Annotated in this window: 22 protein-coding genes; 11 read left to right on the forward strand and 11 right to left on the reverse strand. The window is 41.1% G+C overall.

From position 1 onward, the window contains the following. The first annotated feature begins 331 nt into the window (after nt 1–331). On the forward strand, nt 332–1,279 hold the full coding sequence (locus G1O98_RS24400) for a DNA polymerase III subunit delta' (protein ID WP_163933026.1): 948 nt from the start codon (nt 332–334) through the stop codon (nt 1,277–1,279). A gap of 192 nt (nt 1,280–1,471) precedes the next feature. On the opposite strand, the gene G1O98_RS24405 is transcribed toward G1O98_RS24400, so the two are convergent. After that, nucleotides 1,472–1,747: a hypothetical protein gene (locus G1O98_RS24405; RefSeq protein ID WP_175586852.1), complete on the reverse strand. Its 276-nt coding sequence runs from the start codon at nt 1,745–1,747 to the stop codon at nt 1,472–1,474. Nucleotides 1,748–1,943: 196 nt separating this feature from the next. Between G1O98_RS24405 and G1O98_RS24410 the strand changes: the two genes are divergently transcribed. After that, the gene (locus tag G1O98_RS24410; protein WP_163933029.1) at nt 1,944–2,705 is read left to right on the forward strand and encodes an N-acetylmuramoyl-L-alanine amidase; all 762 of its coding nucleotides are present in this window, start codon (nt 1,944–1,946) and stop codon (nt 2,703–2,705) included. 90 nt (nt 2,706–2,795) lie between these two features. After that, the gene (locus tag G1O98_RS24415) at nt 2,796–4,361 is read left to right on the forward strand and encodes a glucosaminidase domain-containing protein (RefSeq protein ID WP_163933032.1); all 1,566 of its coding nucleotides are present in this window, start codon (nt 2,796–2,798) and stop codon (nt 4,359–4,361) included. 27 nt (nt 4,362–4,388) lie between these two features. On the opposite strand, the gene G1O98_RS24420 is transcribed toward G1O98_RS24415, so the two are convergent. Genes G1O98_RS24420 through mnmG form a run of 3 tightly spaced genes read right to left on the reverse strand, consistent with a single transcriptional unit; the run spans nt 4,389 to nt 7,855 of the window. Continuing rightward, nucleotides 4,389–5,702, reverse strand: a complete 1,314-nt coding sequence (locus G1O98_RS24420; RefSeq protein WP_163933034.1) for a hypothetical protein — start codon at nt 5,700–5,702, stop codon at nt 4,389–4,391. Nucleotides 5,703–5,762: 60 nt separating this feature from the next. Continuing rightward, a complete protein-coding gene (locus tag G1O98_RS40845) occupies nt 5,763–5,885 on the reverse strand; it encodes a hypothetical protein (protein WP_265578540.1) in 123 nt (40 codons plus the stop codon). 47 nt (nt 5,886–5,932) lie between these two features. Then, complete coding sequence (gene mnmG / locus G1O98_RS24425) at nt 5,933–7,855, reverse strand: tRNA uridine-5-carboxymethylaminomethyl(34) synthesis enzyme MnmG (RefSeq protein ID WP_163933076.1); 1,923 nt, start codon at nt 7,853–7,855, stop codon at nt 5,933–5,935. A gap of 378 nt (nt 7,856–8,233) precedes the next feature. Here mnmG and G1O98_RS24430 point away from each other — a divergent pair, with 378 nt between their 5' ends. From G1O98_RS24430 to G1O98_RS24440, 4 genes are all read left to right on the forward strand, one after another. After that, the gene (locus tag G1O98_RS24430; protein ID WP_163933037.1) at nt 8,234–9,106 is read left to right on the forward strand and encodes a D-alanyl-D-alanine carboxypeptidase family protein; all 873 of its coding nucleotides are present in this window, start codon (nt 8,234–8,236) and stop codon (nt 9,104–9,106) included. 461 nt (nt 9,107–9,567) lie between these two features. Then, nucleotides 9,568–9,702 carry a hypothetical protein gene (locus G1O98_RS40850; protein WP_275941800.1) on the forward strand — a complete coding sequence of 45 codons (135 nt, stop codon included), beginning with the start codon at nt 9,568–9,570 and terminating at the stop codon, nt 9,700–9,702. A gap of 215 nt (nt 9,703–9,917) precedes the next feature. Continuing rightward, nucleotides 9,918–11,327 (forward strand): efflux RND transporter periplasmic adaptor subunit, encoded by a 1,410-nt coding sequence (locus tag G1O98_RS24435; RefSeq protein WP_163933040.1) that lies wholly within the window; start codon nt 9,918–9,920, stop codon nt 11,325–11,327. A gap of 98 nt (nt 11,328–11,425) precedes the next feature. Further along, on the forward strand, nt 11,426–12,631 hold the full coding sequence (locus G1O98_RS24440; RefSeq protein WP_163933044.1) for an ABC transporter permease: 1,206 nt from the start codon (nt 11,426–11,428) through the stop codon (nt 12,629–12,631). A 30-nt stretch (nt 12,632–12,661) separates the two neighbouring features. Here G1O98_RS24440 and G1O98_RS24445 read toward each other — a convergent pair whose 3' ends face one another. The 4 genes from G1O98_RS24445 to G1O98_RS24460 all read right to left on the reverse strand — a co-directional run bounded on the left by G1O98_RS24445 (nt 12,662) and on the right by G1O98_RS24460 (nt 16,615). Next, nucleotides 12,662–13,393: a SagB/ThcOx family dehydrogenase gene (locus G1O98_RS24445; RefSeq protein ID WP_114083319.1), complete on the reverse strand. Its 732-nt coding sequence runs from the start codon at nt 13,391–13,393 to the stop codon at nt 12,662–12,664. Between the two features lie 181 nt (nt 13,394–13,574). After that, nucleotides 13,575–14,885 carry a YcaO-like family protein gene (locus G1O98_RS24450; protein WP_163933047.1) on the reverse strand — a complete coding sequence of 437 codons (1,311 nt, stop codon included), beginning with the start codon at nt 14,883–14,885 and terminating at the stop codon, nt 13,575–13,577. Next, nucleotides 14,882–16,009 (reverse strand): TOMM precursor leader peptide-binding protein, encoded by a 1,128-nt coding sequence (locus G1O98_RS24455; protein ID WP_163933050.1) that lies wholly within the window; start codon nt 16,007–16,009, stop codon nt 14,882–14,884. Before G1O98_RS24455 ends, G1O98_RS24450 begins: the two co-directional genes overlap by 4 nt. Before the next feature lie 237 nt (nt 16,010–16,246). Then, the gene (locus tag G1O98_RS24460) at nt 16,247–16,615 is read right to left on the reverse strand and encodes a hypothetical protein (protein ID WP_163933053.1); all 369 of its coding nucleotides are present in this window, start codon (nt 16,613–16,615) and stop codon (nt 16,247–16,249) included. A gap of 823 nt (nt 16,616–17,438) precedes the next feature. Here G1O98_RS24460 and G1O98_RS24465 point away from each other — a divergent pair. Continuing rightward, a complete protein-coding gene (locus tag G1O98_RS24465) occupies nt 17,439–19,256 on the forward strand; it encodes an ABC transporter ATP-binding protein (RefSeq protein ID WP_163933056.1) in 1,818 nt (605 codons plus the stop codon). A 775-nt stretch (nt 19,257–20,031) separates the two neighbouring features. Here G1O98_RS24465 and G1O98_RS24475 read toward each other — a convergent pair. Beyond that, a complete protein-coding gene (locus G1O98_RS24475) occupies nt 20,032–20,394 on the reverse strand; it encodes a hypothetical protein (RefSeq protein ID WP_163933060.1) in 363 nt (120 codons plus the stop codon). A 252-nt stretch (nt 20,395–20,646) separates the two neighbouring features. Here G1O98_RS24475 and G1O98_RS24480 point away from each other — a divergent pair, with 252 nt between their 5' ends. Both G1O98_RS24480 and G1O98_RS24485 read left to right on the forward strand, forming a co-directional pair. After that, nucleotides 20,647–21,702 (forward strand): DMT family transporter, encoded by a 1,056-nt coding sequence (locus tag G1O98_RS24480; protein WP_163933062.1) that lies wholly within the window; start codon nt 20,647–20,649, stop codon nt 21,700–21,702. A 213-nt stretch (nt 21,703–21,915) separates the two neighbouring features. Beyond that, nucleotides 21,916–22,575 carry a DUF2996 domain-containing protein gene (locus G1O98_RS24485; RefSeq protein ID WP_163933067.1) on the forward strand — a complete coding sequence of 220 codons (660 nt, stop codon included), beginning with the start codon at nt 21,916–21,918 and terminating at the stop codon, nt 22,573–22,575. 60 nt (nt 22,576–22,635) lie between these two features. Here the strand turns inward: G1O98_RS24485 and G1O98_RS24490 are convergent, their stop codons facing one another. Further along, nucleotides 22,636–23,130 (reverse strand): NINE protein, encoded by a 495-nt coding sequence (locus G1O98_RS24490; protein ID WP_163933070.1) that lies wholly within the window; start codon nt 23,128–23,130, stop codon nt 22,636–22,638. 422 nt (nt 23,131–23,552) lie between these two features. Here G1O98_RS24490 and acsF point away from each other — a divergent pair, with 422 nt between their 5' ends. Next, complete coding sequence (acsF, locus tag G1O98_RS24495) at nt 23,553–24,629, forward strand: magnesium-protoporphyrin IX monomethyl ester (oxidative) cyclase (protein WP_163933073.1); 1,077 nt, start codon at nt 23,553–23,555, stop codon at nt 24,627–24,629. A gap of 269 nt (nt 24,630–24,898) precedes the next feature. Here the strand turns inward: acsF and G1O98_RS24500 are convergent, their stop codons facing one another. After that, entirely contained in the window at nt 24,899–25,972 is a 1,074-nt protein-coding gene (locus G1O98_RS24500; protein ID WP_163933081.1) for a type I restriction endonuclease, read from the reverse strand. Nucleotides 25,973–26,117 lie beyond the last annotated feature (145 nt).

The following is a 26,117-nucleotide window of genomic DNA, read 5'->3' on the forward strand; positions in this document are numbered from 1 at the left end:
ACAAGTGACCTTAGTAGATATATCCTACGTATTTACTTATCTTCACATAGTTTCGTTTTTTTATGCCGACTTACTTAGCTAAAAAATAGATATTAAATCTCAGAAATTATTGCTATGTATAGAAGTATGAATGTACACCTTTACACTGTATTCTATATGCGTAATACCATTTCTCGAAATGCCAGATTTGTCTCTAACTTTTTCACCCTGCTGCCTATTTATACCAACTTTAAAGTGAAATAGTATAAGGGCTTCTCCAAGGTATGAGATGAGAACTGCTTTGTATCCCAAAATCCTTGTAGAAGTGAGAATGTCACTCTACAATTAACTAATGACTATTAACCCATTTGCAGCACTTGTAGGACAACCGCAAGCCATAGAATTACTGACTCAGGCTGTCAGACAAAACCGGGTTGCTCCAGCGTATCTATTTGTGGGGCCAGATGGTGTAGGAAGAAGTTTAGCAGCAAAGTGCTTTATAGAATTGCTATTTTCTCGCGAGATGGGAGTCACTGCGGCTTTACAAAACCGTTTGCGTCAGGGGAACCATCCAGCTTTGTTGTGGATGCAACCGACCTATCAATACCAGGGACAACGATTAACAGCAGCAGAAGCGGCTGAAAAAGGACTTAAGCGTAAAGCACCACCTGTAATTCGGCTAGAGCAAATTCGGGAAATTACCGAGTTTTTAAGTCGTCCGCCCTTGGAAGCGCCAAGGAATGTGGTGGTGCTGGAAGAAGCCCAAACAATGGCAGAAGCCGCAGCTAATGCTTTACTTAAAACTTTGGAAGAACCGGGACAGGCGACGTTAATTTTAATTGCACCTACACCTGAGTCTGTTTTGCCAACTTTGGTGTCACGCTGTCAACGCATTCCTTTTTATCGCTTAGATGCACAGTCTTTGGCTGTTGTACTCACACAAACAAATCATCAAGAAATTTTGCAAAATCAGGCAGTGCTGAGTATAGCAGCTGGCAGCGCGGGAAGTGCGATCGCATCTTACGAGCAATTACAAACTATTCCCCCGGAGTTACTCGAAGATTTGAAAAAAGCTCCTGCTTCCTACCGCAAAGCCTTGGAGTTAGCCAAGAAAATTGATAAGGATTTAGATACAGAAGCCCAACTGTGGTTAGTTGATTACCTTCAGCAATTCTACTGGCAGCGTTGGCATCAAGCCAGTATTATTAATCAGCTAGAACAATCTCGTAAATACTTGCTTGCTTACGCTCAACCCAGGCTAGTTTGGGAATGTCTGCTTCTATCTATATGTCAAAAATGAAAATCGTATTCACAAACTTTTGCCCAAAAACCTCAATCGCTTTTCAAGTATCTACAATGAGCTATGCCTACACTGTTAAATCAGGGACTTCCAAATAAAAAATATCCTAAAACTAACGCAACAATCCTCTCTCTGTGTTCTCTACATCTGGAGTATTTAGTTTATTTGGATAATTGATTTCTTGGAAATCCCTTATCCACCACTTTGAGACTGCTGGTAGCGACGCAAAACAGATTGGATATTTTTTTTACAAACCTCTTCACCAATTACCTGAGAAAGCGATCGCCACAACTGAGAACCCACTTGTTTAATATAGTCGTGTTCATAACTTATCTGCTCCGCAATTTCCGCATAAGTGTGCCCCAGCCAACTTTCCAACAAAACCACAGATTGAACATCATTGAGTCTTTGCCCAAAGGTAGAGCATAAAAGAGTATCGACTAGATTTAGCGCCTCTTGTGCCGTCATGGGTCAGCCTGCTTCATTCATCCGTTGAACTTATGAAATATCTCCTTGAAAGGAGATATTTACGTAAAATGTCACATTTATTTACAGTAAAAACTCACTTTATCTCACCGACAGAGCGCTCATATTTAGGCTAATAATTAATACAGTGTAATTAAATTATGCTTACCTCTCAAAGTATAAAAAGGAAATCAGCAAGATGAAATTTGGTATTGATATGGGGCATAACTGCCCTCCAGATACAGGAGCAACAGGCATCAAACAAGAAGATGCTTTAACTAAAGCAGTTGGTACACAATTGATACAAAAACTCAGAGCAGCAAATCATACCGCCATCGATTGCACTCCTACAAGCGCTAGCAGCGTAACCGATTCTCTCAGACAACGAACTAATAAGGCTAATGCTAATAACGTTAATGTCTATGTTTCGATTCATTTTAATAAATTTAACGCTAAAGCTCATGGTACAGAAATTTATGCCATTAGTAACGCATCACAAGGTATTGCTGAATCAGTTCTCAAAGAAATTGTTCAACTTGGTTTTTATAACAGAGGGGTGAAAGATACAGGTTTCTTTGTTCTGAAGAATACACAAATGCCAGCTATTTTAATTGAGTGCTGCTTTTGTGATGCCAAGGTAGATATGGATCTATTCGATGTTGAAAAAATGGCTGAAGCAATTAAAGATGGATTAATAGGTCAGCCGAAACCAAAGGAACCTAAAGCTGATAAGAAATACGTTTTAGAAATTACAACTAAAACTTTCTTAAAGCCTTCTACAGAACAGGCATCAGACTTATCAAAAGATTCTATCTTTGAGATTGAGCCAGGAGATTACCCAATTTTGGATGTAATTTTTGAAGAAAATCATTATTCGGTTAAGTGGCCCGATCAAAGTAAAGGAAACCGAAACGAGCATTTTGTTTATGCTGGACATGCCAAAGTTATAGAAAAAGATTAACTAATTCTATTTCCATCATTTGTTAACATCTACAACCCCGATTTATTAGATAAATCGGGGTTATGTAAATAGTTTTTAAAGGAAAAATCCATGCCATTACTAGATGATTTAGTAAACAATTATTCCAACAAAGATTTAGTCCAAATATTTACACAAGTTGGTATTGAAAGTGCAAAAATTACTGAAATCAATCGGCAAATCTTAAAAGAAGTTTCTCTCGCTCAATGGTTACTAGAGTCTGCCAGAGGTAAAAGCGATCTTGCTGTCAATGCTAATAATTTTGCGGGATTAAAATGGCGAATTCCTGATATGAAAGGGTTTGCTGAACCTTTGAAAATCAAGGTTCCTTCTGAACTACAAGAAGTTGTGTTCTGTAAATTTACGGATATAGACGCTTTTATTATTGGTTATTGGAAGTTTTTAACTCGCACACCGTATAAAGGTTTAGAGGAGTATACTAATACACCAGAAAATTTCCTTGGCTTTCTCAAGGCTAAAGGCTATTCATCCGATCCTAAATATGTCAGTAAAGTTGTAGACTTGCTTCCAGAGGCACAAAAGTTACTGGCTAATGCAGGTGGAGTTACCATTCCCGCTTCAGTGGAACAACTTCAGTTAATTCGTGTGCCAAAAGAAGTTGAATTAGGACAAAATTTCAGGGTTGAAGGCGTAGCACCTTTAACCGATAGAGGCAAAGTTTTGTCGATTACGATCAACGATAAATTTCCAGTCCTAAGTGTAGCAATTAGTCAGGATGGCAAATGGCAATTTGATTTCGTTTTTAAGCAAGAAGGCGATCGCCGGATGATAATTACTGTTGACGATCAAACTCTAGAGATCCCCATTAAAGTTGTTGTTCCTTTTGATAACAAGGACGATGAGAACACTCAACAACCTACAGCATCCAGCTTACCAGGAGCGAAGGTAATTAAACTCGATGGTAGTGTGGGAATTGGCGGAGTCAATAAAGCTGCTGATGTTAAGGCTATTAAGGCGCGATTGTATGAGCTAGGCTACAAATGGGTAGGCGATCCTGACAGTGCAGACAGAGACAGAGGACTATTTGATGCGATCAAACTATTTCAATCAATTATTGCCGGTCGCAGTACTGTTAATGGTGATGGTAGAGTTGATGTTGGTGGAATAACTCATCGATGGTTGCAAGCAGCTAATGCACCACGGTGGGAGTTGATGCCCAAAAGTGACCCGAATAATGGTTTAGTTAACGGTGAACTGGAAGATACTCAAGATAACCACGATTTTGGAACACACTGGTTAGCTGATGTGATTAAAAAAATTGCCCAAGATTATCAAAACAGTTATCGTAACACTCATCCCCTAGCTGCTCCATTCGCAATTAACGATGTTAGTCTTCCTTATGGAGGCGATACTCCCGATCATCATGGACATGAAACTGGCATGATGTGCGATATTTACTTACCCCAAAAAAATGGGAATTTTGGTGGTATTGTTTGGTCAAGTTCTAACTACGATCGCGATGCTGCACGAGCTATTCTCAAGTCGATTACTAATCAAAAGCTGGTACGGGCAGTCTTTTTCAACGATCAACAGCTAATTAAAGAGGAACTTTGTGTGTCTCTAAATGGTCACGACAATCATATTCATTTTGAAATTAACCCACCAGTCAGGAGCTAATTGTTGGTGAGTTAGATGCCTTGGATTTTACAACTTCTGCCCTGTGTAAATGGATCGCACTTCACCATTACGGCGGATGACAGCTTCGCCATTACTAACCTCTACCAGTGTCCAACCGCTTTGGCCAATGCTTTCACCCATATTGATGCGGCGAGTCACGCCGTCAATTTTAAACAAAGCGGCAGATTTGTTACCTAACTCTAGCAATCCTTCGAGAGTATTACTCGGAGCAACTGCGATCGCAGTTGGCGGATATACTTGTTCCTGGGTAATAGTTGGTTCTGACTCTGGCGCAAGTGCTGCACGTAATGGAACCACTGGTAATGCAGGTAGAGGCTTGGGTGTTTGCCGCACGGTAATCGGTACAGTTCGTCCAGCTACAGGTTTAAGTTCTGCTCGTACAGCCGCCGCTAACATATTGACGGTTACAGGCTTGGCAGCTTGTCGCACCGTATTTAGGGCACTTTTCACCACGTTAGGTTGAGATGCCTGCAATGCATTGGCAACTTGTGGTAGAAGTGCGGGACTACCAGGAATTGCTGGCAGCGCATAGCGCATTGGCGACGGCGCTTGATAAACGGGAACATAGATCCGCTCAACAACGCTTCCAGAACGGTTAGGGGCTGGTGGTGTATTATTTGCCAGAAGTGGAAGTGGTGGTAAATTCCCACTTGTTTGCCCGTTACCAAGGGCTATTTGATTAGTATTTGTCTGACTGGAGAATCCCGAACTGAAAGATTTTTGATTGCTTTTTAATTCTTGCTTGTCTATAACTGCCAGCGCTCCCAGCATATAATCAACCAAATCTGCCTCAATTTCTGTTTTTCCAGGCAATTGTGACTGCGTTTGCGGTGCTAGAAGAGCTTGCTGGGTTAAGTTGGGATTTAAAAGATATACGACTCCAGACTGCACTAGATAGAGAATACCAGCGATCGCCACGCCTAAAGTTGTTCCGACAATTAGCAGTTTGCCCAAAGTCCGGCTGCTTTTTTGACGCTTTCTAATAACTGGTTTAATGGTGGCGTTATCAAAGACAACGGTACTCAAGTGCTTGTTATTATTTTGAGTAACTGACTGTCCGTTTGGTAAGATAATCTGCGGTATCGTAACTGTTTGCAGAGGCACGTATTCTGGAGGCGAGTAGCGTTGAGCTTTGTTCTGCCTACCATGCCTAACGGTTTGAGAAGGCAGATTATCACTAACATCCAGAATGTAGTCGATATCGGCAAAGAGTTCATCCATGAGACCATCAGCATAGTTTTCTATCGACCAAGGCTCGTTGGCGATTAAGTCTTCTGATGGTTCTGGTACTATGAGACGGGTACTGGCTTCTTGTAACATAGACGTTCTGGGTTATTGCTAGGACGAGGAAACGCCGCGCCTACTGCCTGGGAGTTAGGATTACAGATGAGATATCCAATCCGCCGTCTTATTGAGACGAGTTGGTTGAGCGTTGGTATTAAAATCAACTTTAATCTGGGGATTGTTGATGATAGCAGTACTAATAGTTATGTCATCTATCATACCAATCTCCCTCCCTACTACTATACTCAGTCTTTATCAAGTTTGTGTTAAGCTAACGCTGGAAACTCATGCTGGCTCTTGGTTTTACGCAATTCTAGATATAATAATAAAGCGTTAATATCGGCTGGGTTTACACCACCGATACGTGCAGCTTGACCAAGAGTGAGTGGTTTTACGTGAGTCAGCTTTTCCCGCGCCTCTTTGGAAAGGGTATCAATTGTTGTATAATCCAAGTCCGCAGGTAATTGGCGGTGGGCTTGACGAGCAATTTGGTCAATCTGATTTTGTTGCCTAGCAAGATAGCCATGATATTTGATATCAATTTCTGCGCCTTCTTTCTCGGCGCGGTTGAGGTTGGGGTTTCCTAGTCCGAACCTTTCGAGGTCAACGTAATGGAATCCCGGACGGCGCAGTAAGTCGTTGAGGGTAATTGAACCTTTGATTGCTTGTTGGGTATCAGATGCGATCGCTATTCCCATTTCATCATGTTCTTTGACTCGTGTAGCTTGCAATCTTTGTTTTTCTGTGGTTATGTTCGCTTGTTTTTGGGTAAATAGATCCCATCTGCGATCGTCAATTAAACCAATTTCTCGTCCCAAGGTTGTCAAACGTTGGTCGGCATTGTCAGAACGCAATAATAAGCGGTACTCTGACCTACTGGTGAGCATCCGGTAAGGTTCCCGTAAATCCTTAGTACACAGGTCATCAACTAGCGTTCCAATGTAACTTTGCTCGCGGGCAAACACAATCATTTCTTGAGAACGAACAAATCGAGCCGCGTTAATTCCTGCCACAAGCCCTTGGGCTGCGGCTTCTTCATAACCTGTAGTGCCGTTAATCTGCCCAGCACAAAATAGTCCAGCAACCTTTTTGGTCATCAGTGTGGGGTAACACTGAGTTGCAGGTAAATAGTCATATTCCACAGCATAAGCCGGACGCAGCATCACACATTTTTCCAAACCGGGGAGAGTCCGCAACATAAGCAACTGCAAATTTTCTGGCAACCCTGTAGAAAACCCTTGGATATAAAGTTCGGGTATATCTCGTCCCTCTGGTTCAATAAAAATTTGATGGCTTTCCTTATCGGCAAAGCGCACAATTTTATCTTCAATACTGGGACAATAACGCGGCCCTTTGGCTTCTACCCAACCGCCATAAACTGGCGACAGGTGCAAATTATCTTGAATTAGACGATGGGTTTCGGCGGTGGTGCGGGTAATGTAGCAGGGTATCTGTTCCCGTTCTACCCATGCCTCTGGATCAAAACTAAACCAGCGCACATCCTCATCTCCTGGCTGGATTAGCATTTTACTATAATCTACAGATCGCTTATCTACCCGTGCTGGGGTTCCAGTTTTAAGTCTTCCGGTTTCAAATCCCAGGCGATTTAAGGTTTGTGTCAATCCCTCAGCCGCAAATTCCCCAGCGCGTCCAGCTGGCATTGATTTGTTGCCAACCCAGATTTTGCCCCCCAGGAAAGTGCCAGTTGTCAAGATGACAGCTTTACATTGGAACCCTACACCAAAATAAGTTTCAACGCCGATGACTTCATCATTAGCACCCAGCACCAAATCTGTCACCATACTTTCGCGGATTGTCAAGTTTTCTTGGTTCTCGACAATATTCTTCATCACTGCTGCATATTCGCGCTTGTCCGTCTGGGCGCGTAATGCCCAAACAGCAGGCCCCCGTGAAGAGTTGAGGATACGTTTTTGCAGGTAGGTGCGGTCTGCTACTTTACCTATTTCCCCGCCGAGTGCATCTACCTCATGAGTCAACTGAGATTTTGCCGGGCCACCCACTGCTGGATTACAGGGTTGCCAAGCGATTCTATCCAAGTTGAGCGTCAATAACAGGGTACGACAACCGAGGCGTGCAGAGGCCAGAGCCGCTTCGCAACCGGAGTGACCTGCACCGACGACTATGACATCAAAAGCGTCTTGGAATTGAACGGAATTGTGCATGGTCATACTTACAGGATCGGCAAGCTTAGAGTTCTTTTCAATTTTAGCTGTTCCAGTGGTTTCATGGATGTAACTTTCTAATAAAAAAGTTATCAAATTTACTAGTACCCAATCAGAGACAAGTTTCTATTTTTAAACTTGAGTATTCAATAAAAATATTATATTTTTTAAAATTTGTGACAACATTCCGGTTTGTTTGTCACAACGATTGTTCACATAGTTAGTAATTAGCACGAATTGTTTTCTTGTTGATATATTAAATACTTTTCTTAAACGCATGAAAATATAGCCTAGCTCTAATAAATTGTTTTTATTTTATCAACAATAGATATTTAAACAAGGCTGTTACACTTACCTTTGAATCAACTAATTAATTATTTAAAAATGAAACTCACTATCAAAAAGCATAAAGATATTACTAGATTTATTAGAAAGGCAAGTTTCATCAGTATAGTTATCGGAATGATTTTTGTTTTAGTAGCTAGTAATGAGATTACCCACCACCAATTTGCTAGAACTTCCCAACCATTAAATGTATGCTCTCCAACTGTTTCATCACCTTGTATAGATACCTCTAGAGAGATAACACCAAAACCATTTATTCCCAACCCAGAATTAAATAGTAAACAGCGTTTTTTATCTGCGATTAGCCAGAAATTACCTACAATTCCCCAGGCTGGTACTTATGAATATACTTTGCTGCGAGCTTATGGTGCAGTTTTTGTAAATCAAGATATCGGAATTAAACTGCCGCCAAAAGATATCTTTGCTAATGAACAAGAAACCCAAGATTTTCAAGCTACTTTAACAATGGGTCATGTTGATGGCACTAACGATTGTTATTTACAAAAGTCGGCGGCTGATGCTCTAAATAAAGCGCGAGTTCAACAACATATTCCGCTAAAATCTGGTTATGGTTCTGGTGATTGTACTCGCACTTTCAACACGAATTTAAGATTTTGGCAAAAATATGCTAACAATCAAGTTTTGGCAAAAGTTCAACAGGGCAAAGAAACAAAAATTCTTGGTTTAGTTGCACCTCCTGGAACCTCACAACATCTCTGGGGATTAGCCATTGATTTACGCGTAGGTAGTAAAGAACAAAGAAAAGCTCTTAATCAAAATGGCTGGTTTCAAACTGTAGAAAATGATGTTCCACATTGGACTTATGTGGGTTTAACTGAAGATAATTTACCTTTATTTGGTTTTAATAAACAAGTTGTTAGGGGTATTACTTATTGGATTACACCACTTTAATTGTTAGATAGCATGAAAACTTGGGAATACTAACCTACAAGATGTATTGTTAGGGATTTAGCTATGTCAAACGAAGCTACTTGCCAAGAGTAAAACTTCCTAACTGATTTATTAAGAGCAACTTATAAAAATCAGAAAGTATATCCAATTCTGCAACATAACTTAAGTAAACTCAACGATGATTTAGCTTTAATGTTGCGAAAATGAGTAAGCGATCGCTTTGCTAAAGAACCTGCCATTGCTATTAATTTAGCTAGAGCCATGTTTACCAAAAAGTAACTATTGCACCAATATGTAAATCTTTGCAAACAGATGTACTGCAATAGATAGATTTTTGGATAACCGAAAGTTGGAATTTTAGCTTATTAAAATACAACCAGAGAATAATTTAAATAAGAAATAGATTATTTATAAGTAATAGCAGAGAGTTAATAATTTTTTAGACAAATTTAAGCAAAATTATGTCAGACAAAATTGCCAACAAGGATGAAGTACTGACAGAAATATCTACTGAAAAACAGCAAGTTATAAGTGAGTGGGGTTGCTATGGTAGCTGGCGCTATGGAAGTTGCTGTGCAAATTATCAGACTTGGTAAGGGAGATGGGAAAAACCCATTAATTAACAATCAATCTGATGGCAATAATTTGTTAAATTGGATGAGTTAATAACAGTTATAGACTTCCAGCTAAAAAATATCTCATATTAAGGTTGCAAAGTATTACGCTCCTACAAATCTAGAAATAATTTGGAATAATTTATTTTTGTAAGTCCCTTACATGGCAATCTATTGCGCTATTAAAAACATCAATTTTGGTTTCTAGTAAGTTTTTCATTATTGATACTTTATTTATACAAGACTTATCAGGAGTTAATTTAAGTGACTACATCAAACTGTATAATCGGATGAAGAAATTTAGTCCTTGGATTTTCGGTATCTTGTTAGCCAGCACCTTGGGAAGTATGGCGACAGTTTACTGGAAAACTCAAGAAACTTCCTCCCAGCCAGATTTAACTAGTCAAACTATCTTAGTGCAAACTAAAGATTGGGTAGTGCAGATTCAAGCTAATGGCGTGGTGCAAGCATTACAAAAAATCAATCTTAGCCCAGAAGATTCTGGACGCATTGCTAAATTGTATGTGAATGAAGGTGATCGCGTCCAAAAAGGACAAATTATTGCCCTTATGGATAGTGAAAGATTACAAGCACAGGTAAATCAGTATCAAGCATCACTAAATAAAGCTGTGGCTGATTTGAAACAAAAAGTTGCTGGCACTCGACAAGAAGACATTGCTGAATCTAAAGCTAGAGTTGCTTCCGCAGAAGCATTAGTAGCTGCGTCTCAAACTCGATTGAATCGAGCAATCGTAGAGATGCAACGCAATCAAGTGTTGGTACAAGAGGGTGCTATTTCCCGCAATGCCTTTGAAGAGTTTGTCACTAAAGAACAAGAAGCTAGAGCTAACTTAGAAGCAGAACTAGCACGGCTCAAAGAACAACGTGAAAGTTTGAAGAAAGCCAAAAATGGATTACGTCCCGAGGAAATTGCCCAAGCTGAAGCCGAGGTAGCACAGGCTAAAGCTCAGTTAGTTTTTTATCAAAGTCAGTTGAATAATGCTATCATCCGTGCCCCATTTGCGGGAATTATTACCCGTCGTTTTGCCCAAGAAGGGGATTTTGTTACACCCACCACATCAGCTTCTAATACTGAAGGTGCAACCTCGACCTCAATTGCTGAACTCTCTAGTGGCTTAGAAATTGAAGCCAGAATTCCTGAAGCTAGCATTGCCAAAATCAATCGCGGTCAGTTTGTAGATATTCAAACAGACACCTATCCTAATGAAACCTTCAAAGGAAAAGTAAGTTTAATTGCACCAAGAGCAGTGCAGGAAAACAATATCACTTTTTTTCGAGTTAAGGTAGTTTTATCGAATGGGCAAGACAAGTTGAAATCAGGAATGAATGTACGCCTGACATTCCACAGTCAGACTATTAAGAATGCTCTAGTAATTCCTCTGGCGGCTGTAACAACTCAGCCCAATGGTCAAACCGGGGTATATATTATTGATAGTCAAAATGCTGCCAGTTTCCAACCAGTGACAGTAAGTGCTACTAGTGGTGATCAAGTGCAAGTTTTGGCAGGACTTCAAAAAGGCGATCGCGTGTTAATGTCTCCCCCCAGTACAGAAAAAATTGAAGGTGTAGATAAAATTGGATTTTAGAATAGCCGAATCTTCAATTGGTACTGATATTTTTCGATCATTCAACAATATTTCCCTAGTTGTAATTATCGACTCAGAACTACGAATTACGAATTATTATGAATTTACTAGAAAGTACACAAATGGCAGTCAAAACATTGGCTGCAAATAAGCTCCGTAGCATGTTGACCATGCTTGGTATTATCATTGGCAATGCCTCTGTGATTACAATGATCGCTATTGGGCAAGGGGCGCAAAAATTTACGCAAGAAAAGTTGGAGTCTCTGGGGCCAAATCAACTATCAGTGTTCGCTGGTGGCGATAATCTAGAGGGGTTAAGCTCTGATGTGCCTTCACTGTTCTTGGCAGATGCTCAAGCGATCGCAACTATGGCTCCCGCCGTCCGAGAAGTTGCCCCGCAAATTAGCAGCAACTTGCAATTATCGCGTCAGGGACGCATCAGTAAAGTTAATGTTACAGGTACAACGCCAGGAATTCTTTATGTCCGCAATCTACAGGTACATCAAGGCCGTTTTTTTGACCCTATCGAGCTAAATCAAAATTCTCAGGTGGTGATTTTAGGGCCAGTAGTTGCGCGGAAACTTTTTGGTAATGAAAATCCCATCGGTCAGTTACTACAGATGAATAACTTGAGTTTTCAAGTTATTGGGATTATGCAAGCTAAAGGTGCATTTATGGGGAATAACCCTGATGATATAGCTTACGTGCCAATTAGTACTATGGCAGATCAGCTAGTCGGTAGGCGATCGCCTAATGGTATTCCCATCGACTACTTAGAACTGTCAGCAAAAAATCAAGATAGCATTCGCGCAGCGGCATTTCAAACAATTAATATTCTGACACGCAGACGGGGCAGAAAAGATTTCACAGTTGCCGCCAATAAGTCAGTCCAAGACTTGATCAATCAAGTGACGATAAATTTAAGTTTAGTCTTAGCGGCGATCGCAGGTATATCTTTATTCGTTGGTGGAATTGGCATCATGAACATTATGCTAGTGTCTGTCACCGAACGTACCCAAGAAATTGGACTACGCAAAGCAATAGGCGCAACAGAAAAAGCAATTCTTACCCAATTCTTAATTGAGGCGATTATCCTGTCCGTAACAGGCGGTTTAGTCGGAACTGGTATTGGCGTTAGTAGCGCACTTATAGTTGCTATGTTCTCCCCCTTACAACCATCAGTACCAATAGGAGCAATATTTCTCACAGCCAGTATTTCTGGTAGCATTGGTCTAATCTTTGGTGTAGCGCCAGCCAGAAAAGCAGCACGACTCGATCCCATAGCTGCATTAAGAGGTATTTAAGGGGAAGGGGGTAGGGAACTTGGCGCACCACTACTTCTTCGCAGTACCGACGGCAACACAATAAAGTGCCGCATGGCGTTTCCCATCAATACCCAACATGGCGTTCAGACTCATATCATAGAATCCACCTATGCACAGACTATCCAGCCCCAATTGCACAGCCATTAGACATATATTTTCAGCTTGATGACCAGTTTCCAAAAGTGCAAAACGGTAGCCACGCGCACCGTATTTGCACATTGAGCGCATAAAAACAGATGTGAACAGAAACAGAGCATTGGCATTTACAATGTAATCCTGCTGCAATAAAGATTCTACAAAGTCTGTTGGCACTGCATCATTCACCCGATGTAAGCCATGACCGCGTGGTTCGTAGTGATATAGTCCATCTGCTAAACCTTCTACCGCTTGTGTCGATACAAAAATCTCAATCGGATAAAGTCCTCCCGCAGACGGTGAGTTTCGGGCTTCATAGGTATAACCATCTGTTTGACGTAGCCCATTGAGACCGCATCCTGCATCAAGCAACTGAGCTAATGTGATCATTGGCATGACCGACTTATCAAACGATCGCACAGAAGACCGTCGCTCTAAAAGCTTACTCAGCAGGTTATCGTGTGGTGCTTTTGGAAGTTCCAGAAAAGGAGCCTCCGGCATATACCGCAGTTCAGTAGCCGGAACACGCTTGACAGAACTTTTAGGTACTGGGGAGTTCAAATGATACAACAGAGCTAACTCCAGTGGCTCATTGGCTGTGTACATTACGCTGATTTCCTCGTTTTAAGCCAATTTAAAAAATGCGAGTTGCTGAATTATGGGATGATTTAGCCAAATTTAGAAGGATTTATCAATGCTTTCACCCGCCAATTCATCCCGCATTTATGCAACGCCAAAAAATGATTGCGACAAGAAAGTAATTCCTAATCCAAAATCTAAAATCGTATTAAGCCATAGGATGTGGACACGGATTTAGATCATCTGCGGTACGTCGCTCACCGTAACCTAACCTTTCTGGTACCTTGAACAACCGCCGAGTTCCCAATGGCTCTAGTCCATAGCCAAAATATATTGGGACTAGTTCACTGGCTAAAGTCCGCACTACTCGAAAACCGAGCGACTCAATATCAGGGGTTGTAATTTCCACTAAATAAGGTTCAACACCCACTGAATGCAACCTGGCAATGACCGATTGCAATTTTTCTACCTCTACTGAAGATGCATAAGTTGGTAAATCTTCAACCGTTAGGTATTGGTCATGCTCCAACAAAAATGCCAACTCGCGTAGCCGAGCCGTTTTGTAGAAAAAAGCGCTGTGATCGTCCAAATTCTGCACATCTTCATATTTATTGAGATTAATCCCAGTGCCGCTAGCCATGCGTTCTATATCACCAAAACGGGCTTGGCAAACTTCAAAAATTGCCTTACGAAGCGCAGTTGATCCATCGAGATGGCATCCTAGACCAGTTGCAACAGCTGGACTTTTACCTGAACGGTCAATTAACATTGCCATCACAACTGGGATCTGAATATCAGTAATCAAATAGAACGTAACTAGCTCAATGCCAAATCGGGCGTAGTGGCTTAAAATTTCCGTCTCAATTCCTGGACGGTGAGCGAAATAAATGCGTGGGGCAGGTAGGCGGTTTAACCATGTAATTATAAAAGCATCGCGCTCAATCAACTCGCACAAGCCACTGTAAGCAGCAAACTCAAGAGTTGGGCCACTAGCCATACCATTAGAAGTGACCGGTAAAATATAATCTCCTGGTAGATTGCTATCCCAGTCGAAATAAACCATAAATGCTGGAACTAAAACCTGTAGGTTGCTTGCTAGAGAAAGGGCAGGTATCCACGAAGTCTGCGTTGCCAGATCGAAAGGTGAATATGGAAAATTGGGGTCAGAGTATTGTTTGTCAGAAAAAGAGAAAAAAGTTGGAGGATGGACGGCGCAATGACTTAATTCTGCGTAGCTACTGACAATCAGTTGCCGATAATCTACAATACCACCACAGTAGCGCTCTACTGCTTCGCCAACTGCACCAAAAATTGCTTGTTCATCAGTCATGCCTCTACCTACGCCGTAGCGTAAATCATCCTGCTGTTTGCGAAGCTGGAAATTTGCTAATTCGGCTTGCCACAAAACTGGCAGATCAAACTCTGTATAAGGCTTGGTAAATCTATCAATGGCTCGGATGATTCCCGTATGCGGGCTAACTAAATCGCGCCAGCGTGGACTAGCGATCGCTGCATTCACTTTGTTTTCTCCTGTCCTGAGCAATGTGGACAACCAGGTTTCTTTAGCACAACGTTGTGAGTCAGCTTTGTGCCGAGCAAGTCTAGATGCAGTAATTTACCGTCAGTGGCGATTGGCAAACCGAGCAACATCTTCACTGTTTCAAGAGCCAGATAACTACCAACCAACATTTGCGCGATCGGTAAGTTTTCTCGCAAACGCGGTTGAGAACGGCGTTCTCGGTCGAGAAACTGCTCAATAGCGAATTCCGCCTCTGGAAGCTTGGCGCAGGCAATAGACCGCATCCGATAGCAAAGATAGCAAGGGCCATCCTGAGAAAAGACTAGCGGCCCAAAAGTTCCTTCAACACCAACTGCGCCACCTGGTAGCAGTGGGCGCTGCATCTTCAGGCATAGTCTGTTCAGGCGATAAGCGAGATTGACAGATACGGCATCGGTAGCGACAATCACCAGATCAACGTCCTCAAGCAAAGCATTTACTGTTTCGTCGTTAGTTAAAGGATCTGTCACAGTTTCAGTTTGGGTTACTTTTGCGATCGCCTCGATTTGTCGAGCTGCTTCCACACCTCGAAAAGCACCTATTTGATTAAAGACTGAGCCTGACATCATCGGGAAATCAGACGGAAATGTGCAGACATCATCACATAGACGGAGAAAACCGATACCAGCACTAGCCAAATTAATTGCAGCTATCAACCCTGAACCTCCGAGTCCAAAAACAGCAATCCTCGCGTTCGCTAAGTGCTTCTGGGCATCTTTTTGCTTAAAGCCTAGTTCATGATAGAGGCTGATTTGAGGAAGTAAATATGCATGACTATCTAAATCAACTGGATCTTCCAGCAACTCATCTACTAAGCGATTGTCCATCAAAAACTCTAAACATTGATTTAGTGAAGAATCTGTCAACTTTTCGCAAATTGCCGCCCGGATTTCTCCTATTGTTCGGGAACCATCTAATAAAGGTAAAACAATTTTTTCTACATCATGCAGTGCTTGACCCTTCACTGTCAGGGTTCGCCGCCTCGTATTGAATATCATAGTTTCTTCGCCATTGCAATCTGACGGCATAATGTGAACGACAACGTGTTCTAGTAGACGCAGGCGTTGAGCATCATTTAATTTCATAGGCTTTGTTTTATTATCCCAAGCTCCATCAAAGAAATAGAAAAATCTGAAAACTCGGTTGTATCCAAAAATATTGAGAAAATGAAAAACCCTGCTTTTGCAGCTATAAAAGTGATGAATGCAAAAAAAACAGCTTAAAAGACAGGGTTTTTAACTTTTAAAGCCAGATATTGTGGCTCTAAACTTAAAAAACTTGGTTTCTAAAATTACGGAATTGCTGTTCTATTTCCAGGTTATTTAGTATCCAAAACCGACCTCATCAGTGTCGTCTAGCACACCTGATATTGTTCCACCTTCAGTAACTCGACATCCGCATCCCCGACATCCGCCGCATCCCCGACATCCGCCGCATCCCCGACATCCGCATCCCTTACATCCGACACATCCGACACATCCGACACATCCCTTACATCCGACACATCCGACACATCCACCGCAATTAGCAAACCATCTTTGACTAGTCTCAGATTCAAACATTCCTGGCATTGCTAACTTTTCTAAAGCTGCAATTTCCTCATCGGACAACAGCAGTTGTTCGAGTTTGTCTGCTTTGTCTTCTAAACGCATATCTATTGTTTGTTGGGTCAGTGTTTTTTCTGCAAGCATGGTTACTCATTCCTTTCAAATTAAATTCATTAGCCTGTTTTTAAATCTGCATTCGATTCAGTCAAAAGCTGTAATGATATTCATGTCTCAATCAGCTTTCACGGAAGAAATGATGTTGGAGCTAGCGAATGTAAAGTATGATCAAAAGATGAGATGGTGGTTAATGTCTAACTATCATTCACATCCGGTTATAGTTAAACAAAAACACTCATTCTTTTATTCAGAATCTTAACTAATCCACAAAAGATCAAAATCACTTTTTGGCAAGTTAAGGAAAATATCACCTAGGACAATACAGTCTGATTAAAATTTTAATCATTTAAAGATCCTTCCAACCCTGAATAAAAAAGACTTATAATTTATGTACCTCCTTTTTCAGGAGGTCGCCACAGGGAGGGATATCTCGACGTAATTGTATTGTCTCATGGAATTTATCTTCCCTAAAACCTTGTCTTTGAGAATGTTTTTGCTACTGTTAGCGTCACATTCTCTTCTTTTGATCCTCTAACTGTTATAACATTATCTTTTTCTAGAGTTTTTTATTCATACCTAAGTAATATTGTTTTTAGTCTTGATAGTAATATTTTTATTTCTTAAGTAGGATTATCTTTATTTTGGATAGCGCCTAATATTACTTTCTGCATTGGTTACTGATGCAGAAAAGCTAGAGAGGCTTTAAAATAAAAAGCATACTGACAGTAAAGACCCATTTTGTAATAGCGTTGATAGCGAATTTTAAGTTAGGGGAATATATAAGATAGGTTTTAAATACTGGCATAAAGCTTATTTACTTGACACTCGAATAAAAAATCAGGTTTAACTGATGAGCGATTTAAGAGTTTGGCTTGCAGGCTACACTAAAGCTTTATTTCGTTCTTTACCTTTATTATGGACAGCAGCACCCAGAGAAATAGTCTTGTTGATTGCTGTCACGGTATTACAAGGTTTTCTTCCTGCCATCAGTGTTTGGATAACCAAGCTAGTGGTAGATACTGTAGCAACAGCCTTAATATCTGGTAGAGAATTAGGTTATGCAACTCTTGCCCCTTTGGTAGCAGGATGGGTTGGAGCTTTGCTACTAGAATCACTGCTGTATCCTTGGGTATTGGCACTGCAAGGAAATCTCAATGACAAGTTAACGGCTCACATTAGCTTATTATTAATGCGGAAAGCTGATACTTTTTCAGATTTGAGCCGTTTTGAAGATTCTCTGTTCTATGATGAGCTACAACTGTTGCAACAACAAGTTGGCTATAAACCACTGAATTTACTGGAAAATTTGGTTGAATCAGGTCGATCTTTAGTGACCTTAATAGTGATAGTTGGGTTACTAGTTCCTCTAGCTTTTTGGATACCACTGGTGATAGCGATCGCAACTATACCTCAGATAGTGGTTTCTTCTCAGTATGGCAAAGCTATTTGGCTAAATTTATTTGAGAACAGTCCCCAAGCTCGAAGAATGGAATATTACACTTCGGTGATGCTTACTGATACCTATGCCAAGGAAATCAGGTTATTTAAGCTAGGTTCCTTTTTTATCGAGCGTTATCTGCAAGCATTTCAGTCTTTACATCAATCTATGCGCTATCTGAGGGACAAGCAAGCATTTTGGTCGTCTAGTCTAGCTATCCTCAGCACTTTGGGAAATGGTTTTTCTTTCTACTGGGTGGTACAGAAAGCTTTTAAAAGAGAATTCAGTCCAGGTAGTGTACTTTTATTTGTACAGTCATTGACTTACTTCCAGAATAACCTTGAAAGATTGGTGGCTAATTGGCTGGATCTGTTTGAAAATATTCTCTACATGCAACAGTTTTTCAATTTTCTTGACAGTCCAATCCCCATGCTACTGAGCGTACCTGGAGAAAAAGTACCTACTCCGATTTGTTCAGGTATTACTTTTGAAAAAGTTGATTTTTACTATCCAGATGGTAGATTAGCACTCCAAGATATTTCTTTTACCCTTTTCCCTGGACAAACAGTAGCCATAGTAGGAGAAAATGGTGCAGGGAAAACTACTTTAGTCAAGCTGTTAACCAGGCTATACGATCCAACGCAAGGATGTATTCTAGTCGATGGTATAGACCTCAGAAATTTAAATTTAGAGCAATGGCGACAGCAAATTGCTGGAGTTTTTCAAGACTTTGGTCACTATGCGCTAACGCTGGGGGAAAATATCGCTTTAGGAAACCTAGCTGCTCTAGAGCATCCAGACATTCTCAAATACGCGATTGAAAAAGCCGATATTGTCAAACTAGTCGATCATTTTCCTACAAAGGAGGCTACACCACTGGGCAAGCAGTTTGGCGGTACAGAACTTTCTGGAGGCCAATGGCAAAAGTTAGCTCTAGCTCGTGCTTTTATCCGCCAAGAAGCCCAACTTTTGCTATTGGATGAGCCTACTGCTGCACTCGACCCCCGCAGTGAGTGTGATCTTTACCTTCGCTTTATTGAGCTAGCTGAGGGCAAGACTACGATCTTGATTACCCATCGACTGGCTTCAGTGCGTATAGCTGACCGAATCTTAGTTCTCAAATCTGGTCATTTAATTGAGGATGGTACTCATCAAGAACTTTTACAGCGTGGAGGCGAATATACCGCACTATGGAATATGCAGGCAAAACAGTATGGCATTTCTCATTAACACTCGTAATTCTTCAGATATCTAAATTTAGGGTTGCCAGTGAGGAGACAGTATGTGCAATTCTGTATTTTGATTGCAAGAACGAATGATGCTTTTAAATATGATGCGCGATCGCTAGCCCAAAAATTCTGTTGATTAGCCCGATTTTTAGCATATTTTTAAGTACTATTGCTTGTTGACAAAAGCTCTATAAGCTTAACCTCTCACGATGGGCGCTACTACGCTATTTCGGCTACGGCAAAGGGATCACTTTTTATAGCTGGACGAGTGACCAATTCTCCCAGTACGGATCAAAAGCGGTTCTAACGACTGTCAGAGAAGCAACCTATGTCCTTTTCCAGGGGACGAAGAGTTGAAACACATCTGGTCTAGACGAATGGCACTAAGAAAAGGGAAAATCGTTGAGGCAGCAGGGGTGCAGAGGAGCAGAGGAGCAGGGGAGAAAGAAGAAGTTTAAGGTATACGAACGGATATTTAGAAATTCCCCTCTGCACCCCTACACCCCTGCTGCCTCAACGATTTTCCCTTTTCTTAGTGCCATTCTGGTCTAGACCCCTTGTTCAAGAGTTCTAGATCGTAGATGCAAAGCAGTGTCTTGTCAGACATCGCAACCTAAATAAATGTCAGAACTTACGCAAAAATAGCCAAAACATTGATTTTCTGGTAGAGACAATTAATGTTTTGCGCCTACCGCGTGTAGTTTTGCGTAAGTCCTAGATGTAATCCAATTGCTCCTCTGGTCTTGGCAAATATTAATTAGAAAATGGATTGAGTATTACTTCACTTCGCTGGGTTCAAACTTTGTCACCTTACCTTTCTTAATCGCTACAATCACATCGTAGTGAGAACAATAAGCAAATGTGACATTATTAGCTTTGTTATAAAGGTTAACTACATGACCTGCACCACCTACCTGGATACCGATTGGCTCCAAGTCAGCAAAAAAGAAACGACGTAGTTGATCACCACTACCAATCTGACCCTTACTTTTAGTAAGCAAATCTAGTTTCTGTGTTACAGACAATTCTTCGGCTGCCGATGCCTGCACTAATGACGGATTGATCGCTTTTAATGGTACGTCCCAAACTGTGAAAAAACCAACCAAAGCAAAACTTGTAAGTAAGGGTGCGAGTTTCATTTGTGACTCTCTTTTCTGTTTTATCCTGAACATCCCAAGCATCTCAGGTGGGAGTGAGAACTTATTGAAACTAAGCCACTATTTTCATGAATTTATCCTTTGAGAAAATTTAGTTGATTCTCAGCACTTTCTCAGGCAATGATGGTAACTCAAAGTCACAGCATAATTTAAGTATTTTCTCAACAAAACCTCATTTTGAACTGCGTGACGGCAACTTATAATGAGCAATGCTTTTATTGCAGTCGTGTTATTGTGACTAGGCCCAAAAGACCACATCGCTTAATTCATAGAGTTTCAGGACAAACATATCTCTGGCTAGCAACGCTAATTTTTGCAGCATCTGGCGCAGTTACCCGAAGGCTAACAGAAATCGGTGCTGAACATTTTATCGGGGAACGTAATCCGATTTCTTTATGTAATGTTTTATTTGTGGGAAACCTTTGCGCCTTGATACTTTTGATCCTCATCTATGGGCGACAGTGGAACAAAGCCACTTTGAAGCAACTCTCAAGGACGGATTGGGTCAGTTTAACAGCAGTAGCTATTTTATCGGGAGCGTTAGCCCCTGGCTTAATTTTCCAGGCACTTTCAGTCACAGGGGTAAATAATGTCATCTTGGTAGGACGCTTGGAACCGCCTCTAACTCTAGCTTTATCAGTCTGGTTGTTGAGGGAACGGGTAAATATTTGGGAATTTATCGGAGCGATCGCAGCGTTTGTCGGTGTTATCCTAACTATCATCCTTCAACCTCCAACAGAAGCCATGATGAATATGGGAGGTTTCAATTTAGGCATAGGGGAACTTTTAGCAGCAGTAGGATCTATAGCTGGAAGCGCTTCTACAATTATTGGTAAGAAATATCTTTCACAGATCCCTTTGGGAATCTATAGCATCTTTCGGACTGCACTAGGAACCATAATCTTTTTCTTCATTGCTTTAGTCCTCTATGGCAAAGATCATTTTGCTGATGTCCTCTCACCGTTCTTATGGCAGTGGATGTTTCTCTATGGTGGGTTAATTGTGGTGCTAGGCCAGTCTTTTTTGATTAAAGGCTTGAAAACTTCTACTGTATCTACGGCTTCCTTAATTGGCTCATTTGGGCCAATTGTGGGCATTTTAGCAGCCTATTTAATTTTGGGTGAAGCCCCTACCTTACCTCAATATATTGGCGGTAGCGTGATTTTAGTAGGTATATTTTTGAGCCAAGTTGGTAATTGGCGTAAGACTTCTAGCATTGCATCTGGCAAAGTGAGTTCGATTCCGGCACAGCAACAAGTAGAAACTGATATGGGATTCAAGGGGATTTGAATGAGGCAGAAGGATTTTGGATTGAACAATCTAAAATCTAAAATTGAAGGGGTAGGGAATAGAAGGTAAGAAAGCTTATGCCCTATGCCTTTACGTTATTTTTAACTGTGCAGTTATTACTGCCTTGCTGCACTAGTATGTCAAAATAAAAATACCCGATACATCAAGGTGAGCGATCGCTCCCAAAGCTAGATTAAAGGATTGACCTGAGCAATGGCAGACCAAACCAATCACAATCAAGCGGGAGAAGTAGCTCCCAGCACTGTTGACAAGCAAGCTCCTAGTGTGGCTGAAGAAAACGCTCCGAGTACAGATTCACCTGAAGCCACAAACCTTCCTACTGCCAACGCGCCAGATCCAAACGCTGCTAAACCAACTGCGACACCCCCCAAGCGAGAAAAACCCGCAGCCGCAGCTAAAGCCGCAGTAGGCGAAAAACCCGCCGCAGCCGCAGAAGAAAAACCCGCAGCTAAAGCCGCCAAAAAAGAAAAAGCCCCATCTGTTGAAGATAAGCCGTTTGTAGAGTTTATCGAGCAAGACTACTTGCCAGCTTTACAAAAAGCGATCGCTCAAAAAGGTGTGCAAGATTTACAGGTGTCTTTTGCCAAGCAGAAACTGCCAATTACTGGCTTTGAATCTGCTGAAGAATGCTGGCAAATTATCGGCAGTTGGAAAGAAACTGGTGCGCGTCAGTTTAACCTTTATTTCCCCGAAGAAGATATTCAAGGGAAAAAGGGATTTTCCTGTAATGAAGGCAAAAAACCTAGCACTCTTGAGTCCTTCTTAATTGATGAGCGGAAAATTACACTCGATTTGTTGGTATTTGGCTTAGTTCAGCGCTTGGACGGTCAAAAGTGGCTAGGTATAAATTAGTCATTGGTCATTAGTCATTAGTCATTGGTTTTTAACAAAGGACAAAGGACAAATGACAATTTAAAGTTCGTGGAAATGGTAGATAACGGCTCCAGTATTGGGGTCGTTATCTATTTTTACATAACCTGATTTGTACATCTCATTGAGAGTAGCTTCCACTTCCGCAAAGCTGGCTCCCGTGAACTTCACGCCTTGAGTGACAGTTAAAATACCACCCTTGTTTTCCGCCGCTTCAATCAGTTTAATCATCAGTTGATTGCCTGTTGGAGGGTGGACTTGAGAGGCAACCACTGCTTGATTCAACGGCACTCCAAAGGGAGATACACCTGCTTTTAGTCTCAGCTTGTGTTCGTATTCGTCAACCATGCCAGGGATGAGAAGCAAATCCACGGTCTGCCCTATATAAAACAAACCAAAAGTACACAGCCACAGCAAACCCGTGCCTATCTTGCCATTGTATAAGCGGTGCAGTCCTCCTAATCCGAAAAATCCAACTGCACACAAGATATAAGAGACAAGCAGTCGGTCTTTATGCTGATTGTTTTCAAGATTCATCTTGTTTTCAACCCTTTGGATTTGCTCTTGTTGTCTAAAAATGGGTTTTCTATGTTGTAGTAGCAACTACAGAAAATTACTGAGATTATGGCGATTTAAAATACAAAAAATGCGTGCTACTCCACTCGATCAAAACCCTGCTAATCACCGAACTACGTTTATTTGACTCCTAATCCGCGATTTTTGATTCCGTAAATATGGAATGATTGTTGCAACTCTTAATCTTTTACTTACAAATTTCTCACCCGCACCTTGGTAGACTGAACTTTATACAATTGGATTATTATGGGCTGTTACGCCTTAACAGAACATTAACCTTGGCTTTCTGGTGAGACAGTCCGGTCTTGGGGGTTTCCCCCATGAGGAACTGCCGAACCCGAAGGGTCTACTTAAGATAATAAAGACGAAAGAGCAATCAAGACATGGTAGATTCCCTCAAAAAACCAGGCTTTGAAGAAATCCGGCCAGGGATTAAAGTCCCGGCAAAAGAAACCCTGTTAACACCTCGGTTTTATACTACCGATTTTGATGAAATGGCGCGGATGGATATCTCCGTCAATGAAGACGAATTACAAGCCATTCTCGAAGAGTTCCGCACTGACTACAACCGCCATCACTTTGTTCGGGATGCGGAGTTTGACCAATCCTGGGATCATATTGACGGGGAAACTCGCAAATTGTTCGTTGAGTTTCTAGAACGTTCCTGTACAGCAGAGTTTTCGGGCTTTTTGCTATATAAAGAACTTGGCCGTCGCTTGAAAGGAAAAAGCCCCGTCTTGGCAGAGTGCTTTAACCTGATGTCACGGGATGAAGCACGTCACGCTGGCTTTTTGAACAAAGCTTTGTCGGACTTTAATCTGTCTTTAGATTTAGGGTTTTTGACTAAGAGCCGCAATTATACCTTCTTTAAACCGAAATTCATCTTTTACGCTACTTATCTTTCTGAGAAGATCGGTTATTGGCGCTACATCACCATTTACCGCCATTTAGAAGCACATCCCGAAGACCGGGTTTATCCAATCTTCCGGTTCTTTGAAAACTGGTGTCAAGATGAAAACCGCCACGGCGATTTCTTTGATGCCATCATGAAATCCCAGCCACAAATATTGAATGATTGGAAAGCACGGCTGTGGAGTCGGTTCTTCCTGTTGTCGGTATTTGCGACAATGTATCTCAATGACATCCAACGCAAAGACTTTTATGCCACCTTGGGATTGGATGCACGAGAATACGACATTCATGTAATTCAAAAGACTAACGAAAACGCCGGTCGCGTATTCCCGCTAATGCTGGATGTAGAGAATCCTGAGTTTTATCAGCGATTGGATACTTGTATCAGCAATAACGAGAAGCTGGGTGCGATCGCTAATTCCAACACACCCAAATTCCTGCAATTCTTCCAAAAACTGCCACTTTACATCTCCAATGGCTGGCAGTTATTACGGCTGTACCTGATGAAACCCATTGATACTGTTTCTGCTCAAGGGGCAGTTCGTTAATTTATAACAGATTTGCGAAAGCTTTAGTGGTTCTGCTGATTGCAGAGCCACTTTTTTGTCTTAAATATTAGAGGTTAGCCGATTAGTACTGCGATCGCTAATTTGCTAGCAGGCAAAAATCGTATCTAATCAAAAAACTAGTTTAATAACTTTGTCTTTTGAGTATGCTGTTATTCCCAATCTGCCTTTGTCTACAAATATTCAACACTCAGAATGGGAGACACCAAAAAATGGTTGGGTAGGTGGAGTTTTGTATTAGATACCTTGAGTTAAGCTGATTTTTCCATTCTGATTACATCTGGGGTGAATGCTTGATGCTTGGCTGCTTCTACCTCGTAACATCTAAGAATCAGTGATGTCAGCTTATCTAAATCACTGACAGAGGAAATAATTACTTTTGATGCGGCATCCCCCAGAGAAGCTGATACTTCCTGCACTTCAAAGTTTAAAGCTAGGGACTTTACTTCATCTACACTTAGCCGAGTAATAAAACTTTTTTTCTGCGAAGACAGATATAGTCTAAGAAACCACCAAGTACTTTTGCCAACAAGATTGATACCAAAATATGAAACAGTATCTTTGTATTGGAGTTGATAATTGTAACTCGTTGAGGTCTGCGTAATTGCTTTAATTTTTTCAAAAGCTTCGATTTCTTCAGCAGTTGTTACTACTTTTGGTTCTTGAGGATCTGGTTGTATATCCACTTCTCCATTATCTATCTCTATTGGTGGTTCAACAGGCTGATCTATTACTGGACTAAGTGAGCGAGTCATTAACTCTACTAAACTTCCTTGAATCGACTTTTTAACAATTGGTTTGAATTTATCAACAATTTTACTAGTAATTCGACCTTTAATTTCATAACTAGGGGCAACTGTACCGAGTTCAGTCACTAAAAAGCGAACAAATTCTTCAGAAGGAGAACGTAAAAGATTTCCTAGAAGCTGAGTCATGCCTTTTACATAAACCATTTCTTCAGCATGATTGGTAATAGCTGTAACCTCAAAATTATCACGGTGAAAGAATTTGAGGTTATCAATATCTTTGGAATCATATTCAAGGATGTTAAAAGTAAAAAATGGCTCCTTGTCCATGACATTTTTATCACGCAAGTCTGTAAAGAAACGGTACTCAATCCCATTAGTGACAATAGCTACTTTTGTTGTCAAAAGTGCATTAAAATATTTGCTCAATTGCCCATCATGTGCCTCAGCTTTTTGACCACGGGCTTTTGCCTCTACGAGCATAACTTTAGTACCGTTAATAGCTAAGGCGTAATCTACTTTTTCAAACTGTCCCGCTCTTCTATAGGACTCATATCTGATTTTTGAATAAGATTTCAGATAAAACCCTTAAAAAACAGGTTTTTCAGTTTGAGTATGTTTTCAGAAATCAAATCCGAGTCCTATAGCCCTCTTCTGTCACTTTCCGAGTATTCTGAATAAAAGGATTAAAAGAAAAAACTCTGGAAGGTAAGCAGGGCAATGG

It is taken from the genome of Nostoc sp. UIC 10630, from assembly GCF_010747425.1.
Lineage (GTDB): Bacteria > Cyanobacteriota > Cyanobacteriia > Cyanobacteriales > Nostocaceae > Nostoc.

What these genes read in the sequence shown, in the direction of transcription:
- G1O98_RS24400 (WP_163933026.1), top strand. Translation starts at nt 332, where the DNA reads ATGACTATTAACCCATTTGCAGCACTTGTAGGACAACCGCAAGCCATA.
- G1O98_RS24405 (WP_175586852.1), bottom strand. Translation starts at nt 1,747, where the DNA reads ATGACGGCACAAGAGGCGCTAAATCTAGTCGATACTCTTTTATGCTCT.
- G1O98_RS24410 (WP_163933029.1), top strand. Translation starts at nt 1,944, where the DNA reads ATGAAATTTGGTATTGATATGGGGCATAACTGCCCTCCAGATACAGGA.
- G1O98_RS24415 (WP_163933032.1), top strand. Translation starts at nt 2,796, where the DNA reads ATGCCATTACTAGATGATTTAGTAAACAATTATTCCAACAAAGATTTA.
- G1O98_RS24420 (WP_163933034.1), bottom strand. Translation starts at nt 5,702, where the DNA reads ATGTTACAAGAAGCCAGTACCCGTCTCATAGTACCAGAACCATCAGAA.
- G1O98_RS40845 (WP_265578540.1), bottom strand. Translation starts at nt 5,885, where the DNA reads ATGATAGATGACATAACTATTAGTACTGCTATCATCAACAATCCCCAG.
- mnmG (WP_163933076.1), bottom strand. Translation starts at nt 7,855, where the DNA reads ATGACCATGCACAATTCCGTTCAATTCCAAGACGCTTTTGATGTCATA.
- G1O98_RS24430 (WP_163933037.1), top strand. Translation starts at nt 8,234, where the DNA reads ATGAAACTCACTATCAAAAAGCATAAAGATATTACTAGATTTATTAGA.
- G1O98_RS40850 (WP_275941800.1), top strand. Translation starts at nt 9,568, where the DNA reads ATGTCAGACAAAATTGCCAACAAGGATGAAGTACTGACAGAAATATCT.
- G1O98_RS24440 (WP_163933044.1), top strand. Translation starts at nt 11,426, where the DNA reads ATGAATTTACTAGAAAGTACACAAATGGCAGTCAAAACATTGGCTGCA.
- G1O98_RS24445 (WP_114083319.1), bottom strand. Translation starts at nt 13,393, where the DNA reads ATGTACACAGCCAATGAGCCACTGGAGTTAGCTCTGTTGTATCATTTG.
- G1O98_RS24455 (WP_163933050.1), bottom strand. Translation starts at nt 16,009, where the DNA reads ATGAAATTAAATGATGCTCAACGCCTGCGTCTACTAGAACACGTTGTC.
- G1O98_RS24460 (WP_163933053.1), bottom strand. Translation starts at nt 16,615, where the DNA reads ATGCTTGCAGAAAAAACACTGACCCAACAAACAATAGATATGCGTTTA.
- G1O98_RS24465 (WP_163933056.1), top strand. Translation starts at nt 17,439, where the DNA reads ATGAGCGATTTAAGAGTTTGGCTTGCAGGCTACACTAAAGCTTTATTT.
- G1O98_RS24475 (WP_163933060.1), bottom strand. Translation starts at nt 20,394, where the DNA reads ATGAAACTCGCACCCTTACTTACAAGTTTTGCTTTGGTTGGTTTTTTC.
- G1O98_RS24485 (WP_163933067.1), top strand. Translation starts at nt 21,916, where the DNA reads ATGGCAGACCAAACCAATCACAATCAAGCGGGAGAAGTAGCTCCCAGC.
- G1O98_RS24490 (WP_163933070.1), bottom strand. Translation starts at nt 23,130, where the DNA reads ATGAATCTTGAAAACAATCAGCATAAAGACCGACTGCTTGTCTCTTAT.
- acsF (WP_163933073.1), top strand. Translation starts at nt 23,553, where the DNA reads ATGGTAGATTCCCTCAAAAAACCAGGCTTTGAAGAAATCCGGCCAGGG.